Raw genomic sequence first — 15,643 nt, 5'->3', positions numbered from 1 at the left:
GGTGACCGATCATGCGGCACTGTCGCGCCTCGATCTCAATCTCCTCGTCGCGCTCGACGCCCTCCTGACCGAGCGGAGCGTCACCCGCGCTGCCGAGCGTCTGCACCTGAGCCAGCCCGCACTCAGCGCATCGCTCGCGCGCCTGCGGACGCACTTCGACGACCAGATCCTGGCGCGCCGCGGGAACACCTATGAGCTCACGCCGTTCGCCGTGCGCCTGATCGAGCACACCAGCACGGCGCTCGAGGGCGCCCGGCGAGTCTTCGAGAGCCAGGCATCATGGTCACCCGCCGAATCGACCCGGGAGTTCTCGATCTACGGGTCCGACTACGGGTTCGTCACCGTCGGCACGCTGGTCTCGCAGCTCGCGGCCGAACGCGCCCCCGGCGTGCGATTCCGCTTCATGTTCCACAATCCGGTGATCGTGGAGGACGCGGCCACTCGCCTGCGCTCCTCCGACGGCATGGTCATCCCGCACGGCCCCGTGTCCGAACTGCCCCACATCGATCTCTGGCAGGACGACTGGCTCGCCGTGGTCGCGGACGACAACGACGAGGTCGGCGAGAGCCTCTCGATGCAGAACCTCGCGGATCTGCCCTGGGTGCTCACCTTCCAGTCACGCTCCGCCTTCACCTCGGCCGCTCGGCAGATCCAGCAACTCGGCGTGGAGCCCCATATCGAGGTGGTGCTCGAGAGCTTCCTCTCCGTCGGTCACTTCGTCAGCGGCACGCGCAGGGTCGGACTCGTCCAGTCCGCGCTCGCACCCCACATGCTGCGCATCGGGGGGCTGCGGGTCGTGCCCCTCCCCTTCGCCGCGTCGCCGCTGGTCAGCGCGCTGTGGTGGCATCCGTCGCACACCCGCGACCCGGAGCACGAGTGGATGCGCGGGCTCTTCGCCGAGGCCGGCCGGCGGATCGCGACCGGCCAGACCTCGGCGTAGGTCAGATCCGGTCCGCGATCTGGCGGATCAGCGAGTGCTGCCGTCGCACCTGCTCGATCGAGCGCCAGGGCACCCGCTCGCCCTCATACTCGCTCGAGAGGTATCCGGTGTACCCGGCCTCCTTCAGCGCCCTCAGCACGGGCTCCCAGGGGATCTGCTTGTCCTCGAGATCCTCGTCGATGTCATGGAACTTCGCCTGGATGAAGACCACGTGCTCGATCACGTCGAACACGTCGGCGGGGTCGACGTGGATGCCGTCGAGGAACGCCGGACGCTGACCGGGCAGTTCGCCGGGCTTGAGCGGGATCGGACGATCCTGGAATATGCCCGTGTCGAGCAGCAGGCCGAAGTGCTTCGTGCCCGTGCGACGGATGAGGGCGATGTAGTCGTCGACGACCTCGTGCTTGATGGGGGTCGGCGAGTGGATCTCGGGACAGATGACGACGTCGAGCTCCTCGGCGAGCGGGAGCGAGGCCTCGACGACCTCGGTCCAGATCGGGTGCGGGATGAGGTCGCTGGAGACGACGCCGATCTTCGGACGGACGAAGCGGAAGCCGAGACGCTTGGCCAGCCGCAGATCACGCTGCAGCGCTGCGACGCCTTCCTCGACCGTCATGTCACGCCCGGCCGGCCCGCTGGAGTGCAGGCGCGTGTCGATCCACGACCCGTAGTTCGTCGGCTCGAGCCCGTACTTCTCCAGCAACGCGAACCACTGCCTCACCCACTCCTCGGGCGGGTCGGGATAGTTCGGCACGTGACCCTCGCCGAGGATCTCGACACCGGTCGCCCCGAGGTCGGCGATCGAGGCGAGCGCGGTCTCGAGGTCCATGACGGTTCCGTAGTCGCCCATGTAGCTGTAGAGCGAGACACCGTAGCGGAAGGGAGCGCCGGATGCCTCGGGCGCGAGCGTCACGTGCTTCGTGGCGCGGTAGGTGCTGGGCTGGTGCTCCTGGGGGATGTACGACATGCGCAGGCGCAGTTCGATCGACAGCTCGTGCACCCCGTCGGGGAGGCCGCCGGGCAGCGGCACGGTGATGACCGCGGCATCCTCGAGCGGCCAGCGCACCCCGTCGCTCTCCCAGAGCTGTGCGAGGGTGTACTGCTTGCCCTGCAGCGTCCACAGCGGGACATCGGGTGCGACGTCGACCACTCCGGGGATGCTCACTCCGATCCCGTCGATCAGCGATGCGGCCATGCCGCGGTACGAGGGCATTCGCACGCGGAACTGGAAGCCGGTGATCTCTCCCCCTTCACGGACGTTGCGGAATCCGACGGACTGGATGAGGTCTCTCTCGAGGAACATCGTCGCTCACTCTCTGCTCGTTGCCCCGACCCTACCCGACTTCTGCCTTATTCAGACATATGTGTTGGTGATGCAGCGCATAACCGGACCGAAGGCCGGCACGGGCCCTCCCAGGCGCGCTCGGGAGCTCGCGGCGGTGGAGCCGAATGAGGCTCTTGCATGCGAGCGCGCTGATGAGTAGTGTGCAAATCCGAATCAAAGTTCTGATTCCTAACCTCAGACATCTCCGGTGCCCATCCGGATGTCCGTCTCAGAGAAGAGGCCACCATGACGCAGCCGTCACGCATCCTGATCGTCGGCGCCGGGATCGGAGGCTTGAGCACCGCCACGGCGCTCGCCCGGATCGGCGCCCACGTCGACGTCATCGACATCAAGCCCGACAACAGCGTCGCTGGTGTCGGCTTCGGCCTGCGCATCAACGGCCTGCGCGCGCTGCGCGACATCGGCATGCTCGACGACGCTCTGGCGATGGGGCATCCGGCGCCGGGGATCGACAACTACGACGCCAACGGCGACTTCCTCAGCAACATGAGTTACGGCTCGCAGGACGAGGGCCTTCCCGGCTGCGTGACGATGGCGCGGGTGGCCTTCCTCGAACTGGCCGCGAAGCACGCCCGCGACCGTGGGTGCACCATTCGCATGGGCACGACCGTCACCCGGATGACGCAGGACGACGACACCGTGTCGGTGACGTTCAGCAGCGGCGAGAGCGCGGAGTACGACCTGGTCATCGGTTTCGACGGCATCAACTCGCAGATCCGCCACGAGTTCTTCGGCGAGAAGTACGCTCCGCGGCCGGTCGGCGGCGTGGCGTGGCGCGCAGCGCTGCCGAACCGGCGCAAGATCATGCAGCCGATCATCTGCCAGGGCTATGGCGGCAAGATCATGCTCACGCCGCTGTCGGAGGACACGATGTACATGGTGCTCACCGTGGCCGAGGAGGATCGCCCGCGATACGACCCGACCAAGATGGCTGAGATCATGCACGATCGAGCGGTCGCGCTCACTCGCGGATCCGAGTTCCTGGCCGACGCGCTGGAAGACGTCCGCTCGTCCGAGAACGTCGCGTACACGCCGTACTCCACCGTGTGGGTGCCGTACCCCTGGTTCCGCGGGCGCGTGATGATCATGGGCGACGCCGCGCACGCCATGACGCCGTACCTCGGATCGGGCGCGGCGATGAGCATCGAGGACGGTGTCGTGTTCGCCCAGGAGCTGGCCGAGGATCAGCCGCTCATCGACGCGCAGCTGAACTTCATGAAGCGCCGCCTGCCACGCGTGCGCGCGGTCCACGACCGCTCGATCGAGTCGATGCTCGAGGAGTTCGACTCCGTGACGGAGGAGACCTACCGCGCGCGCATCGAATACCTCCGCCGCGACGAGCCGATCGCGAACGAGTACGCCAACCGCCTCCTGCGGATGCCGTACTGAGCCGCCGGAACCACCCTTCATCACCGAGGAGATGCTCGTGCCGAACACGGATGACTCGCCCCGCACCGTCGCTCCCCCGAGCGACTCCCCCACCCGGACGCTCATCATCGACGCCGGCGATCAGGCCGCGTTCCGGCCCTTGAACGGTGTGGGCGGCGTACCGGGCCCCGTGGACGCCTACCCGGAGTTCCCGGACATGACCCCGCTGTGGCGCGAAGCCGGGGTGACGATCGTGCGGTCGTTCGACTGGGTCTCGCGCCTGGACACGCGCGACAACCCGACGAGCTTGTTCCCCGACTGGGGCGCCGACGTCGACGATCCCGCGAGCTACAACTTCGCGGCGACCGATCAATGGGTGGAGGCGGTGCACTCCATCGGTGCCGAGGTCATGTTCACCGTCGCCAGCTCCATTCCCCGGAACAAGCTCCCCGCGGAGGATGTCGAGCTCTACGGCCGGGTCGTCGAGCGCATCGTGCGCCACTACTCGCAGGGGTGGGCGGGTGGGCCCGCGAAGCCCATCCGCGTCTACGAGTTCGGCGACCAGCCGGATCTCGGGCCGCTGCACTTCGCGGGGCGGCCCGAGGAGTTCTATGCCATGTACCAGGCGTTCTGCGAGGCGGTTCACCGCGTCGACCCCTCGCTGACCGTCGGCGGGCCGGCCACCGCCTTCCCCCTCGAGACCGGCGCACCGTACCGGGAGGGCTTCCTCGAGTTCGTGCGCGAGCGAGGCCTGCCGCTCGACTTCTTCTCGTTCCTCTGGTTCACCGACGGCAGCCGCGATCCTCTCGACTACCGGTACGTGTCGGAGCAGCTTCGCGAGCTGCTCGACCGCCACGGGTTCACCGACACGGAGCTCACACTCTGCTACTGGAACTACCTCGCAGTGCCCAGCGCGTCGGCGCCGGCCGAGGAGAAGGCCGCGTTCCAGGCCGCCACCGCGATCTACCTGCAGGACACCGTCATCGATCATGCGTTCTTCTTCCGTGCCGATTCCGGTCGCGACCCTCATTACGGGTTCGTCGACCCCGGAGGTGTCGGTGATGTGAACGGGGTGCCCGATGAGCGCTCGCGAGCGCTCGCGCTGGCCGGACGCGCGCTCCGCGGTCGGCGTCTCGGCGTCACCGGCGGCGACCTGTCGGGACTCGCCTGCGCGGCGAGCAGCGACGAGGGTCACGTGCGCGTGCTGATCGCCAACTACGTCGCCCCCGACAGCGCGCTCGCGACACGCGAGGACGACCGTTTCACATTCCGCATCCCGATCGGCGACGAGCAGATCGAGCTGGGGCTCACCCTGCCGCCTCAGCGCAGCGAACTGGCGTCGGCGGGTGTGGAGTCGGTCCACGTGGAGGTGCGAAATCTGCCGTGGACCGACCGCGCTGTGCAGGTCACCGTCGCCTCTGCGGCGGGGCTCGCCGAGGGGCCCCGCGACGCGCGGACATCCGATGCCGGCGGCCTTGAACTCGACCTCGCGCTGCCGCCGCAGTCCGTTCTGCTCGTCGACGTCGCGGCGGCACCCCAGGCGGGCTCGACCGCCGCGGGGTGATCGCAGGAGGCCGAGCACTGTCGTCCTGACGGGATATCTTTCACTGGTAAGCGACATTCAGGAGTCCTGGCCTGCTTCGTCCGTCGAGGCGCTCGCCGGATCGAACCGCCGGACTCGGAACGGGAGAGGCGATGGCCGCAGCACCCTCCGTCCGCGGCTTCTCGGAGCCCAAACAGCAGCGCAGCCGGGACTCTTTCGCGAAGGTTTGCGCGGCCGTGCTTCAGCTCCTCCACGAGCGCGGGAGCGGCCAGTTCTCCCTGGCCGAAGTGAGCGCGAGGGCGGAGGTCTCCATCGGCTCGATCTACGGCAGGGTCGCCGGCAAGGCGGAACTGCTGAGGGCGGTCCAGAGCGAGGAGTTCGATCGTCTCGACCGTCTGACAGAAGACCGCGTCAGCGGCGCCGCGGCGGGAGCCGGGAGCTTCGCGGAGGCGACGACGCGGATCGTCGTCGCCTACGCCGAGATCCTGCGGGAGAACCGCGACCTGTTGTCGCCGTTCTTTCTCCTGGGCGTCGACGACGACACGATCCTCGAGCGCGGGCGACGATCCGGTGATGCGGGGCAGGCCGTGTTCATCCGCGCTCTGCTCGAGGCCGCGGCCGTCCACCACATCGAACTGCCGAGAGAGAACGCACGGTGGGCGTTCGAGATCTTCTACAGCCTGAGCGTCCGATATCTCGGCCTCGGCGTGACCTCGACGGCGAGCCCCGACGACGACTACGACTGGCGTGAACTCCTCGATCGCCTCGCCGACACGGTGTCTCTGGTGCTCGCGGCGGAGGGTCGTCAGCAGACGGTGCACGACGCGGGCCGCGCATCGTCCTGAGCGTTCATGATGCACCGGCGGTCCGACCGTTCACGACGGCGCAGGCGTCGCCTCACGGCACGAGCACCGCTCAGCGTTCGAGCACCACGGCCAGACCCTGGCCCACCCCGATGCAGATCGCGGCGAGCGCGACCCCGTGACCGCGGCGCTTCAGCTCGTGCGCAGCGCGCGCGATGATACGGCCGCCCGAGGCGCCGAGGGGGTGCCCGATCGCGATCGCTCCACCGTGCTGATTGAGGAGAGCGGGGTCGAGCTCGGTCCACAGCTTGGCGCACGCCAGGGTCTGCGAGGCGAACGCCTCGTTCAGCTCGACGAAGGAGACGTCATCCCAGGTCCGGCCGGCCCGCGCAAGGGCGCGGTTCGCCGCCTCCACTGGCGCGATGCCGAACACGTCGGGCGGATTGCCGAACACTGCGCGACCCGCGACCCTCGCCAGCGGCTCGCTCTCGAGGGCGCCTTCCGCCCCCAAAAGCACCGCTGAGGCACCGTCGCTGATCGGCGACGAGTTGCCCGCGGTGACCACGCCGTCTGCTCGAAACGCGGGGCGCAAGCCCGACAGCACCTCGACTGTCGACTCGTCGCGGATCCCCTCATCCCGCGCGAGAGGGTGGTCGTCGACCTGCACGATCTCGTCGTCGAAGCGTCCCTCGGCCCAGGCCGCCGCGGCGAGGCGGTGACTGCGGGCGGCGAAGGCGTCCTGCTGCTCCCGCGAGATGCCGAAGAGCTCGGCGAGCTTCTCGGCGCTCTCCCCGTTCGAGATCGTCCAGTCCTTCCGCAGCCGCGGGTTCGTCATGCGCCACCCGATCGCGGTGTTCCACATCGTCTGGTTCGCGGCGGGAAAGGGACGCGGGCTCTTCTCCACCACGAACGGCGCTCGTGTCATCGATTCCACGCCGCCAGCCAGGATCACATCGGCGTCGCCCGCCTCGATCGCCCGCGACCCCTGTATGACCGCATCCATCGACGATCCGCACAGGCGGTTGATGGTCGTCCCGGGCACCGACGCCGGAAAGCCCGCGAGGAGTGCGCCGAATCGTGCGACGTTGCGGTTGTCCTCCCCCGCCTGGTTCGCGTCGCCGAACATCACGTCGTCGATGCGAGCGGGGTCGATGCCGACGCGCCCGACGATGGATGCCATCACCGTGGCCGCGAGGTCGTCCGGCCGCACGTCGGCGAAGGCTTTGCCGTGCCGCGCGAAGGGCGTTCGGACGGCGTCGTACACGAACGAAGCGGGCATCGCTCAGGCCTCCTGTTCACGCAGGGCGAGACCGAGCAGCGCCTCGATCTCGCCGTGGGTGTTGTCCCCGAAAAGCTCCCGCACGCGGAAGCCGTCGGGCGTGACGTCGAAGACCCCATGGTCGGTGTAGACGCGCGAGACGCAGCCGACACCGGTGAGCGGATAGCTGCAGGCCTCCACGAGCTTGGGCTCGCCGTCCTTCGTCAGCAGGTCGGTCATGACGTAGACCTGTTTCGCGCCGATGGCGAGGTCCATCGCACCGCCGACCGCGGGGATCGCGGAGGACGCACCGGTCGACCAGTTCGCGAGGTCCCCCCTCGCCGACACCTGGAACGCACCCAGCACGCACACGTCGAGGTGCCCGCCGCGCATCATCCCGAACGAGTCCGCGTGGTGGAAGTACGCGGCACCGGCGAGCGCGGTGACCGGCTGCTTCCCCGCATTGATGAGGTCGGGATCCACCATGCCGCGCTCGGGCGCCGGTCCCATGCCGAGCATCCCGTTCTCGGTGTGCAGCACGATCTCGCGACCCTCCGGCAGGAAGTCGGCGATCAACGTCGGCGCTCCGATTCCGAGGTTCACCACAGCGCCGTCGGGGATGTCGGATGCGACACGCGCGGCGAGTGCCGCCCGTGTGATGCGAGTGGTCATCTCGAACCTCCTTCCGGTGCGTGCGCGGCGAGCGGCCGGCCTTCGATGTCCACGCCGCCGACGAACGCGCCGTCTCGCAGCCATGGTCGTTCACCGACCGCGACGACGCGATCGACGTAGATGCCCGGGGTGACGATGCTCTCGGGATCGAGCGACCCGAGCGGCACCACCTCGTCGACCTGCACGACGGTCGTGGCGGCAGCCGCAGCCATGATGGGGCCGAGGTTGCGCGCCGTCTCGCGATACACCAGATTGCCCCAGCGGTCGGCGGCGCGCGCGCTCACCAGCGCGACGTCGGCATGGATGGGGTGTTCGAGCACGTAGTCCCGGCCGCCGATGCGCCGCGTCTCCTTGCCTTCGGCGAGGCGCGTGCCGAAGCCGGTAGGGGTGAAGAAGGCCCCGATGCCGGCCCCTGCCGCTCGAATGCGCTCGGCGAGGTTGCCCTGGGGCACGAGCTCGAGTTCGATCCTTCCCTCACGGTAGAGCCGGTCGAACACCCATGAGTCGCTCTGCCGGGGGAACGAGCAGATGATCTTGCGCACCCGCCCCGTGGCCAGGAGCGCGGCGAGCCCGGTGTCGCCGTTGCCGGCGTTGTTGTTGACGACCGTGAGGTCGCGCGCGCCCTGCGCGATGAGGGCGTCGATGAGCTCGACGGGTTGCCCTGCGCGACCGAAGCCGCCGATCATGACGGTTGAGCCGTCACCGATCCCGGCGACGGCGGCCTCGACGTCGGGCACGGTCTTGTCGATCACGACGCGCCCTCCTCGGGGAGGTCGGCCGCCGCGAACACCTCGGAGGCGATGCGGAAGGCGGAGTTGGCCGCAGGGACGCCGGAGTAGATCGCCGCCTGCATGATGACCTCTCGGATCTCCTCCGTGCTCAAGCCGTTGCGAAGCGCCGCGCGCAGGTGCATCGCCAGCTCCTCGTGGTGACCGTGCGCGATGAGCGAGCTCAACACCGCCACCGAGCGCGAACGCCGGTCGAGACCCGGCCGCGACCAGATGTCACCCCAGGCCACTCGGGTGATGAAGTCCTGCCAGTCGGCGGTGAAGCCGGTCGTCGCCGCGAGCGACGCGTCGACGTGAGCATCCGACAACACGGCACGGCGCACCGCCATGCCCTGTTCGTGGCGTTCCTGGTCGGTGGCCATCAGGCGTCTCCTCGGGTGATCGATGCGAAGAACCCGCGCAACAGCGCCGCGACGACCTCGGGCTGCTCGGCGGGCGGCAGATGCCCGGCGTCGTCGATGTGCGCGACGCGCCCGTTCGCGACGCCCTGCGCGATCTCCAGGGCGTGGCCCTCGGGGGCGACGGCGTCGAAGGCGCCCCACGCGGCGAGCACCGGCACGGTGATGTCCGCCAGGGAGGCGCGCACGTCGTACCCGGCGAGGGCCTCGCAGCAGAGGGCGTAACCCTCGTCGTCCGCCTCCTGCAGCGCATGCAGCAGTCGTCCGCTCACGTCAGCACGACGGGCGATCGACTCGGGCGCGAACCAGCGCTGGGCCGAAGCGGTGATGAGGCTCGACGTGCTCTGCTTGCGCGCCTGCGCAGCGCGGTCGGACCAGGAGTCGGGGTCGCCGAGGTGCGCTCCGGACGCGAGGACGGCGAGGCCGCGCAGTCGCTCGCGGTGTCGCAGCGCGAGTTCCAGACCCGTCGCCCCGCCGAGCGACACCCCGGCGTACAGGAACTCGCCATCGGGAACCGCCGCCGCCACCGCATCCGCCAGATCCGCGACCGTGAATGCGTCACGGACGATCGGGCCCGTGCCATGACCGGGCAGGTCCCACGCGGCCACGCGGTAGTCGTCGGCGAGCAGCGGCACGACGTCCTCCCACAGGATCGTCGAGGTTCCCAATGACGGGCCGAGCACCACGAGCGGCGCGTCAGCCGGGCCGACCGGAGCGGTCAGGGAGATCAGAGGCGCCCGTGTCATCGGCCGTCCTCCACTCCCGGCCCGGCGGTTCCGCGACGGTCCGCGGCCGCTTCGGCATCCCGATCGGCGGCGGTTCGGGCTCCGGTCGCCCCCGCGCCTCGCGCGAAGCGCGGCGCCAGTCCGAGGTACCCGCGCGGGTCTACGAGCGCGTCGACGTCGAGTCCGGCCGTCTCGGGCATCGCCCGGAGGCGTTCGGCCACGTCGGCGTCGCTCGCGATCAGCTCGGCGAAGCGGTCGGTCCCGATCAGCGGCACGAGCACGTCGCGCAGGCGCTCGCTCACGATCCGGCCTCCTGTCGCCTGGGCATGACGAGAAGCGGCGTCGACGTCGACCCGAAGGTGCGAGAGGACGGACGCGCTGTGCTGTGCCGCCCCCAACGCGATCCGCAGCAGGTCGCGCAGCGTGGGCCACTCCGCGTGCCACGCGCCGTCGGGGCGCTCGTCCACGGCGAGGGCCGACGCCAGGTGCAGCGTGGCCGCCAGCTGCGGCGCGCGCAGGGCGGCCGAGCGGATGAGCACCGCCTCCGTCGGATTCTGCTTCTGCGGCATGGCCGATGACCCTCCGCCCGCGCCTTCCGACAGCTCACCGATCTCGGTGCGGCTGAGCACAGCCACATCGGCAGCCACCTTGCCGACCGCGTCGACAGCCTGTGCCAGGGAGTCGCCGAGCTCGGTGATCGGCCAACGCGTCACGTGCCAGGGGGCCTCGGGCACGTCGAGACCGACCGCTCGCGCGAAGGCCGCCGGCAGAGCCGTCGCCGCTTCCAGTGATCCGGTGACCTCGACGAACGAGGCGAGGGTGCCACCGGCGCCGCCGAGCTGCGCCGGGTACACGAGGGCATCGATGCGTCCCACCGCCCGCTCGATGCCCCGTGCCCAGGTTGCCGCTCGGGCGCCGATCGTCGTCGGCACAGCGTGCTGGGTGAGAGTGCGGGCTGCGGCGACGTCATCGGCGTAGGTGACGGCGAGGTGACGGGCCCTCCTCGCGGCGAGCGTCAGCGAGGACCGGATCCGTTCCATGGCCTGGCGCGCGAGCATCATGAGAGCGGTGTCGAGGATGTCCTGGCTCGTCGCACCGCGATGGATCCACACCCGGTGCTCGGCCGGCACTCGCTCCTTGAGAACTCCGACGAGCGGGATCACGGGGTTGCCGCCGTGTGCGGCATCCACGCTCAGGCGCTCGATGTCGATTCCGAGTGCGGGGTTCGGGCTCTCCTCCCCCGTCCCGAACGCCTGGTGGATCGCTCGGCGCGCGTGCGGCGTAGCGACGCCGACCTGCTCGTACGCGGTGACGAGAGCACACTCCGCGCGCACGAGAGCGCTCAGCACAGCGGCGTCCGAGACGATGTGGTCGTGCCCGGCGCTCACCGGCGTGAGCAGGCCGAGGTCGCCGAAGGGAAGGGCGTCAGAAGACAAGGAACACCGTCTCCTTCTCGCCTTGCAGCCGGATGTCGTGCGACAGGTTTCCGTCGGACGTGCGCGTCGCGATGAGCGTCGACCGATCCGCGTCGGGGAGTGAGGAGAGCAGCGGGTCGGCGGCGAGCGCCTGCTCGTCGGACGGCGAATAGATCCGGGTGTGCAGCTTGTCGGGGAGCCCGCGCGCGAACACGATCGCGGCGAAGAACCCCGCGCGACCCTCGACCGCACCGGGCTCCCTCGTCCAGAACATGTAGCGACCCTCGTCGTCGGTGAAGGCGCGCCCGAACCCCGTGAACGCGTGGCGGTCGCGGCGCAGCGCCCCCCGCGCGTGCGGGACGGAGCCGTCGGCATCCGCGCCGAAGATCTCCACGAGCGCATCGGGGATCGGCGCCCCGGCTCCGTCGTACACCGTGCCCGAGAGCATGATCGCGCCGGGCGAGTACGGAAAGGCGACCTCGTGCTGCTTCGGGTACTCCAAGCCGTAGGCGAAGAACGGTCCGACCGTCTGCCCTGGAGTCGCACGGTGCGTCTTGGCGGGAATCATGCGTCTCCCTCGCGTTCGAAGTAGGTGGCGTCGGGGCCATCGACCACGATGTCGAAGCGGTATCCCGTCGACCACTCCGGCGATGTGAGGTCATGGTCGTAGACGGCGATCAGCGCGTCACGGTCCTTCTGCCGGGGGATGGTGTTGTAGATCGGATCGAGCGCGAACAGCGGGTCGCCGGGAAAGTACATCTGCGTCACGAGACGCTGCGTGAACGACGAACCGAAGACCGAGAAGTGGATGTGGGCTGGACGCCAGGCGTTGCGGTGGTTCTTCCACGGGTAGGGGCCTGGCTTGATCGTGGTGAAGCGGTACTCGCCCTTGTCGTTCGTGATGGCGCGCCCCGCACCCGTGAAGTTCGGGTCCAGCGGTGCGGGATGCTGATCGCGCTGGTGGATGTACCGCCCGGCGGAGTTCGCCTGCCAGATCTCGATGAGCTGGTTCGGCACCGGTCGCCCCCACGAGTCCAGCAGCCGCCCCTGCACCGTCATGCGCTCGCCGAGGGGAGCACCGGCGTGCTGGAGGGTGAGGTCGGACTCGATGAGGGCGACGTCACGCTGTCCGAACGCGGGCGAGAACAGCTCTATCGTCTCCGGGTCGACAAGCTTGGGGTTCTTGGTCGGATGCCGCAGCAGGCTCGACCGATACGCGGGAAAGTCATGTGCGGTGGCCGGCACGCGCTCCCCCGCCCGTTCAGCTCTTTCGAGCTCATCGTGGCGGGCGCGGATCTCCTGGACGATCTCGTCCTGCGTGGACTGGTCGGGAGCGGCCAGCATCGACTCCGGCGCTGCCGCGGTGGCGTCTGTCATGAGGTCTCCTTCGACCAGACCATGCTCCGACAACGATCCGCGACCCAAGCCGACATTCCCACTGAATGGGACTCCTGTATGGTGAAGCCGTGGCGAACTCCCCCTCCGGCGATTCGGTGACCGACCGTCTCGTGCGCATCCTCGAGACCTTCACTCCGACGCGCACCGTCCAGACGGCGGCCGATATCGGCCGCCGCGCGAGACTGCCGCGATCGTCTGTCCATCGCATCGTCAATGAGCTGGTGGAGGTCGGCCTGCTCGAACGCGACGAGGAACGCCGCGTCCGGGTGGGCATGCGGCTGTGGGAGCTGGCGACGCGCTCATCCCAGGCGCTGCGGCTGCGCCAGGCGGCCCTCCCCTACATGGAGCGTGTGCAGCAGCGCGTGCGCGAGCACACGCAGCTGGCGATCCTCGAACAGGGCGAGGCATTGTTCCTCGAGCGGCTGAGCGCCCCCGACTCCGGCCCGAACGTGACCCGTGTCGCCGGACGCCTCCCCCTGCACGCATCATCGTCTGGACTCGTGCTGCTCGCCTTCGCCCCGCGCGATCTGCAGGAGCGGGTCCTCGCCGGGCCCTTGTCGCGGATCACTCCGGAGACGATCGTCGACCCGTCGGCTCTGCGCCGCACGCTCGCGGAGATCCGCGCGCGAGGCCGGGTCGTGGCCCCCGGGTATGTCGACGCGGTCTCCACGGGCGTGGCGGTGCCGGTACGCGACGAGACCGGCACGGTCATCGCGGCACTCTCCGTCGTGCTTCCCCGCGATGCCGAGACGCACTTCGCCCTCGTCGAAGTGCACCGCGCAGCCAGGGACATCGAGCGCGCCTTGGGCTACCGCCCGTGAGCTTTCCGCTCCGCGCGCCGCGTCGCACGACTCCTGTTCAATGGGAGTCCACGCCGATCTCGCCGAGACGCGCCCCGAACCCCGCACACAGCGAGTCGGTGTTCAGTCCCGCTCACGCGACCTTCAGTGGCGTGATCTCGGCCACGGTGTCGCGCAGAGCCCGCCGCGCAAGACGCAGCTCGTAGTCGGACTGCAGGTCCATCCAGAACTCCGCGGACGTGCCGAAGGCGTCAACAACGCTAGACGTTGAACCGGAACTCCACCGGGTTACGTCACCGAACAACCTCTGCCTGGAGGTTCAGTGCGCCCTGATGGAACACCATCAACGGCTCCCCTGCCCACGCATTCCCTCACCCTGCCGCTCGATCGTTCGGGAATCCTCGAACCATCGGGCGCGTATCGTCGATTTCCATGAACGGTGCCAGCAGCCCACGCCTCGCCGAGATCGCGTCGGTTCTCGCGAACGAGGCGCGCGCCACGATGATGCTGGAACTGCTGGACGGGCGGGCGTGGACCGCGACCGAGCTCGCGAAGGCGGCTGGCGTCTCCCGCCCGTCGACGACGGAGCACCTGCACCGCCTCGTGCAGATGGGCCTGCTCGGCGAAACGCATCAGGGCAGACACCGCTACGTTCGCATCGAGGATCCCGCCATCGCAGAAGCGATCGAATCCCTCGCCGCACTGTCCGGGCGCGTCCGCCCCGCCAAGCCGTCACTCCGCGCGCAGAACGTGGACCGCGCGCTTCGAGAGGCCCGCACCTGCTACCGCCATCTCGCCGGCCGTCTGGGCGTCGCCCTGAGCGGCGGCATGCGACGGCTCAGGTACGTGGATGCACAGTGGAACCTGACCGGAAGCGGCCGCGAGTGGCTGACTTCGCTCGGCATAGAACTGCCGTCATCCACGCGACGGCCTTTGCTGCGCCCCTGCCTCGACTGGACCGAGCGACGCGACCATCTCGCCGGCGTGGCGGCCGAACAGATGCTGGTCGCCTTCCAGGACAGACACTGGATCGACCGGTCCACGACATCGCGCGCCGTGCATCTCACGGCGGCCGGTCATGACGCGCTCTCCGCAGTTCTCGCCGACGCCGACGCGGCGTGAGGCTCGCTCAGAGACGTGAGCGACCAGTCAGTCATTCACGCGTCGGAGCGGTGCTCGCCCCAAGCATCCGCCAACTCGGCGTTCACCGCGGACCCATCGTGCCTGCGGAACACCCACCCATGACGAGCACTTTCCGGTTCCGATGGTCGGAGTACTGCGCGACAAGTGCGTCACCGCGCCCTGCGAACTCGGCCATCAGGTGCCCCAATGCCCCGGGCACATCCGCGTCCAGCTCCGCGACCACGACCGGGCGCACCTCCACGTTCACGTATCCAGCGTCGGCCAGCACCGCCTGTGCTCGATCCCCGTCCTCGACGAGGTAGCGCGCGACGCCTTCCCACATTCCCCCACCCTCGAGACCGATCCCCGCCTGCCCCAGCACCCGAGCCACCTCGGCCAGCTCCCCGGCAGTCGTCACGCCGCGAACGGCAACGTCGTTCACGGGATCACCTCGATCGTCGGATCCACGCGGACCTCGCTTCGGAGAGAGTTCGCGATGTAGCAATGCTCGTGCGCCTGATGGACGAGAGGGACGACGTCCTCAACGCGCGCTCCGCGAACGCGGATCACCGGACGAAGCTCGATCTCCGTGATCGCAACCGGATCCGGCCCCAGCGGCATCGCCCCACGCGCCGCGTCCACGTACGACACCACGTCGACACTCGCGCGGGCTGCCGCACCGAGGAACGAGAGCATCTGGCAGGAGCTCGCGGCCAGGACGAGCAACTGCTCGGGGTTCGTGAGCTCGGCATCGCCCCGGAACGCGGCGTCCGCGCTCACAGCCAAGTCCTGGGTCGCGGTGAGCGTGGCGGCGTGCTCGCGAGAGAAGGATCGGTAGCCGCCAGCGGTGGTGCCCGTCCATTCGATGGTCGTCATGTACTCGTGTTCGGTCATGGAACCACGCTAGAAGCGGGACGCTTCGGCCCGAACCGAACCATCGCACAGGGGAGAAGCACAGGGCCCCGCCGATCATGAAGATCGACGGGGCCCAGCGGGGTCAGCGCAACTCACACGTTGAAGCGGAACTCCACCGAGTTCCGGTACGGAACAACCTCTGGGTTCTACAGG

17 protein-coding genes and 1 pseudogene are annotated in these 15,643 nt (G+C 69.2%); 6 read left to right on the top strand and 12 right to left on the bottom strand.

Annotated features, from left to right (window positions below; genetic code table 11):
- The first annotated feature begins 1 nt into the window (after window position 1).
- Window positions 2–940 (top strand): LysR family transcriptional regulator, encoded by a 939-nt coding sequence (locus AB663_RS09120; protein ID WP_067202503.1) that lies wholly within the window; start codon window positions 2–4, stop codon window positions 938–940.
- A 1-nt stretch (window position 941) separates the two neighbouring features.
- On the opposite strand, the gene AB663_RS09115 is transcribed toward AB663_RS09120, so the two are convergent.
- Window positions 942–2,243, bottom strand: a complete 1,302-nt coding sequence (locus tag AB663_RS09115; RefSeq protein WP_067198156.1) for a C-glycoside deglycosidase beta subunit domain-containing protein — start codon at window positions 2,241–2,243, stop codon at window positions 942–944.
- Window positions 2,244–2,510: 267 nt separating this feature from the next.
- Here AB663_RS09115 and AB663_RS09110 point away from each other — a divergent pair, with 267 nt between their 5' ends.
- The 3 genes from AB663_RS09110 to AB663_RS09100 all read left to right on the top strand — a co-directional run bounded on the left by AB663_RS09110 (window position 2,511) and on the right by AB663_RS09100 (window position 6,041).
- Window positions 2,511–3,674, top strand: coding sequence for an FAD-dependent monooxygenase (locus AB663_RS09110; RefSeq protein ID WP_067198154.1), 1,164 nt, complete (start codon window positions 2,511–2,513; stop codon window positions 3,672–3,674).
- A 37-nt stretch (window positions 3,675–3,711) separates the two neighbouring features.
- A complete protein-coding gene (locus tag AB663_RS09105) occupies window positions 3,712–5,217 on the top strand; it encodes a GH39 family glycosyl hydrolase (RefSeq protein ID WP_198147848.1) in 1,506 nt (501 codons plus the stop codon).
- Window positions 5,218–5,432: 215 nt separating this feature from the next.
- Window positions 5,433–6,041, top strand: a complete 609-nt coding sequence (locus AB663_RS09100) for a TetR/AcrR family transcriptional regulator (protein ID WP_198147847.1) — start codon at window positions 5,433–5,435, stop codon at window positions 6,039–6,041.
- 70 nt (window positions 6,042–6,111) lie between these two features.
- Here the strand turns inward: AB663_RS09100 and AB663_RS09095 are convergent, their stop codons facing one another.
- Genes AB663_RS09095 through pcaH form a run of 8 tightly spaced genes read right to left on the bottom strand, consistent with a single transcriptional unit; the run spans window position 6,112 to window position 12,632 of the window.
- Window positions 6,112–7,278, bottom strand: coding sequence for a thiolase family protein (locus AB663_RS09095; RefSeq protein ID WP_067198147.1), 1,167 nt, complete (start codon window positions 7,276–7,278; stop codon window positions 6,112–6,114).
- A 3-nt stretch (window positions 7,279–7,281) separates the two neighbouring features.
- Window positions 7,282–7,929: a 3-oxoacid CoA-transferase subunit B gene (locus tag AB663_RS09090; RefSeq protein WP_067198144.1), complete on the bottom strand. Its 648-nt coding sequence runs from the start codon at window positions 7,927–7,929 to the stop codon at window positions 7,282–7,284.
- A complete protein-coding gene (locus AB663_RS09085) occupies window positions 7,926–8,681 on the bottom strand; it encodes a 3-oxoacid CoA-transferase subunit A (protein WP_067198142.1) in 756 nt (251 codons plus the stop codon). Before AB663_RS09085 ends, AB663_RS09090 begins: the two co-directional genes overlap by 4 nt.
- Window positions 8,678–9,079 (bottom strand): 4-carboxymuconolactone decarboxylase, encoded by a 402-nt coding sequence (gene pcaC, locus AB663_RS09080; RefSeq protein ID WP_067198140.1) that lies wholly within the window; start codon window positions 9,077–9,079, stop codon window positions 8,678–8,680. The genes AB663_RS09085 and pcaC overlap by 4 nt, the downstream gene beginning before the upstream one ends.
- Window positions 9,079–9,861 carry an alpha/beta fold hydrolase gene (locus AB663_RS09075; protein WP_067198138.1) on the bottom strand — a complete coding sequence of 261 codons (783 nt, stop codon included), beginning with the start codon at window positions 9,859–9,861 and terminating at the stop codon, window positions 9,079–9,081. The genes pcaC and AB663_RS09075 overlap by 1 nt, the downstream gene beginning before the upstream one ends.
- A complete protein-coding gene (locus AB663_RS09070; RefSeq protein ID WP_083511189.1) occupies window positions 9,858–11,276 on the bottom strand; it encodes a lyase family protein in 1,419 nt (472 codons plus the stop codon). The genes AB663_RS09075 and AB663_RS09070 overlap by 4 nt, the downstream gene beginning before the upstream one ends.
- On the bottom strand, window positions 11,266–11,823 hold the full coding sequence (pcaG, locus tag AB663_RS09065; RefSeq protein WP_067198136.1) for a protocatechuate 3,4-dioxygenase subunit alpha: 558 nt from the start codon (window positions 11,821–11,823) through the stop codon (window positions 11,266–11,268). The genes AB663_RS09070 and pcaG overlap by 11 nt, the downstream gene beginning before the upstream one ends.
- Window positions 11,820–12,632: a protocatechuate 3,4-dioxygenase subunit beta gene (gene pcaH, locus AB663_RS09060; protein WP_067198134.1), complete on the bottom strand. Its 813-nt coding sequence runs from the start codon at window positions 12,630–12,632 to the stop codon at window positions 11,820–11,822. Before pcaH ends, pcaG begins: the two co-directional genes overlap by 4 nt.
- An 89-nt stretch (window positions 12,633–12,721) precedes the next feature.
- On the opposite strand from pcaH, the gene AB663_RS09055 reads away from it, so the two are divergent.
- On the top strand, window positions 12,722–13,474 hold the full coding sequence (locus tag AB663_RS09055) for an IclR family transcriptional regulator (protein ID WP_083511344.1): 753 nt from the start codon (window positions 12,722–12,724) through the stop codon (window positions 13,472–13,474).
- Between the two features lie 112 nt (window positions 13,475–13,586).
- Here AB663_RS09055 and AB663_RS09050 read toward each other — a convergent pair.
- Window positions 13,587–13,700, bottom strand: a pseudogene (locus AB663_RS09050) (helix-turn-helix transcriptional regulator); the annotation flags it as partial.
- Window positions 13,701–13,885: 185 nt separating this feature from the next.
- Between AB663_RS09050 and AB663_RS09045 the strand changes: the two are divergent.
- Window positions 13,886–14,575 (top strand): ArsR/SmtB family transcription factor, encoded by a 690-nt coding sequence (locus AB663_RS09045; protein ID WP_067198130.1) that lies wholly within the window; start codon window positions 13,886–13,888, stop codon window positions 14,573–14,575.
- A gap of 82 nt (window positions 14,576–14,657) precedes the next feature.
- Here AB663_RS09045 and AB663_RS09040 read toward each other — a convergent pair whose 3' ends face one another.
- Window positions 14,658–15,017, bottom strand: coding sequence for a hypothetical protein (locus AB663_RS09040; RefSeq protein ID WP_067198128.1), 360 nt, complete (start codon window positions 15,015–15,017; stop codon window positions 14,658–14,660).
- Complete coding sequence (locus AB663_RS09035) at window positions 15,014–15,469, bottom strand: OsmC family protein (protein WP_028850011.1); 456 nt, start codon at window positions 15,467–15,469, stop codon at window positions 15,014–15,016. Before AB663_RS09035 ends, AB663_RS09040 begins: the two co-directional genes overlap by 4 nt.
- Window positions 15,470–15,643: the final 174 nt, after the last annotated feature.

It is taken from the genome of Microbacterium sp. XT11 (genome assembly GCF_001513675.1).
GTDB lineage: Bacteria > Actinomycetota > Actinomycetes > Actinomycetales > Microbacteriaceae > Microbacterium.
Note: the sequence above shows the minus strand (reverse complement) of the source record. Positions and strands in the feature narration are given on the sequence as shown.

Excerpts from the sequence above, each read along its gene's own strand:
- pcaH (WP_067198134.1), bottom strand. The coding sequence starts at position 12,632 with ATGACAGACGCCACCGCGGCAGCGCCGGAGTCGATGCTGGCCGCTCCC.
- AB663_RS09115 (WP_067198156.1), bottom strand. The coding sequence starts at position 2,243 with ATGTTCCTCGAGAGAGACCTCATCCAGTCCGTCGGATTCCGCAACGTC.
- AB663_RS09045 (WP_067198130.1), top strand. The coding sequence starts at position 13,886 with ATGAACGGTGCCAGCAGCCCACGCCTCGCCGAGATCGCGTCGGTTCTC.
- AB663_RS09110 (WP_067198154.1), top strand. The coding sequence starts at position 2,511 with ATGACGCAGCCGTCACGCATCCTGATCGTCGGCGCCGGGATCGGAGGC.
- AB663_RS09035 (WP_028850011.1), bottom strand. The coding sequence starts at position 15,469 with ATGACCGAACACGAGTACATGACGACCATCGAATGGACGGGCACCACC.
- AB663_RS09095 (WP_067198147.1), bottom strand. The coding sequence starts at position 7,278 with ATGCCCGCTTCGTTCGTGTACGACGCCGTCCGAACGCCCTTCGCGCGG.
- pcaC (WP_067198140.1), bottom strand. The coding sequence starts at position 9,079 with ATGGCCACCGACCAGGAACGCCACGAACAGGGCATGGCGGTGCGCCGT.
- AB663_RS09075 (WP_067198138.1), bottom strand. The coding sequence starts at position 9,861 with ATGACACGGGCGCCTCTGATCTCCCTGACCGCTCCGGTCGGCCCGGCT.
- AB663_RS09090 (WP_067198144.1), bottom strand. The coding sequence starts at position 7,929 with ATGACCACTCGCATCACACGGGCGGCACTCGCCGCGCGTGTCGCATCC.
- pcaG (WP_067198136.1), bottom strand. The coding sequence starts at position 11,823 with ATGATTCCCGCCAAGACGCACCGTGCGACTCCAGGGCAGACGGTCGGA.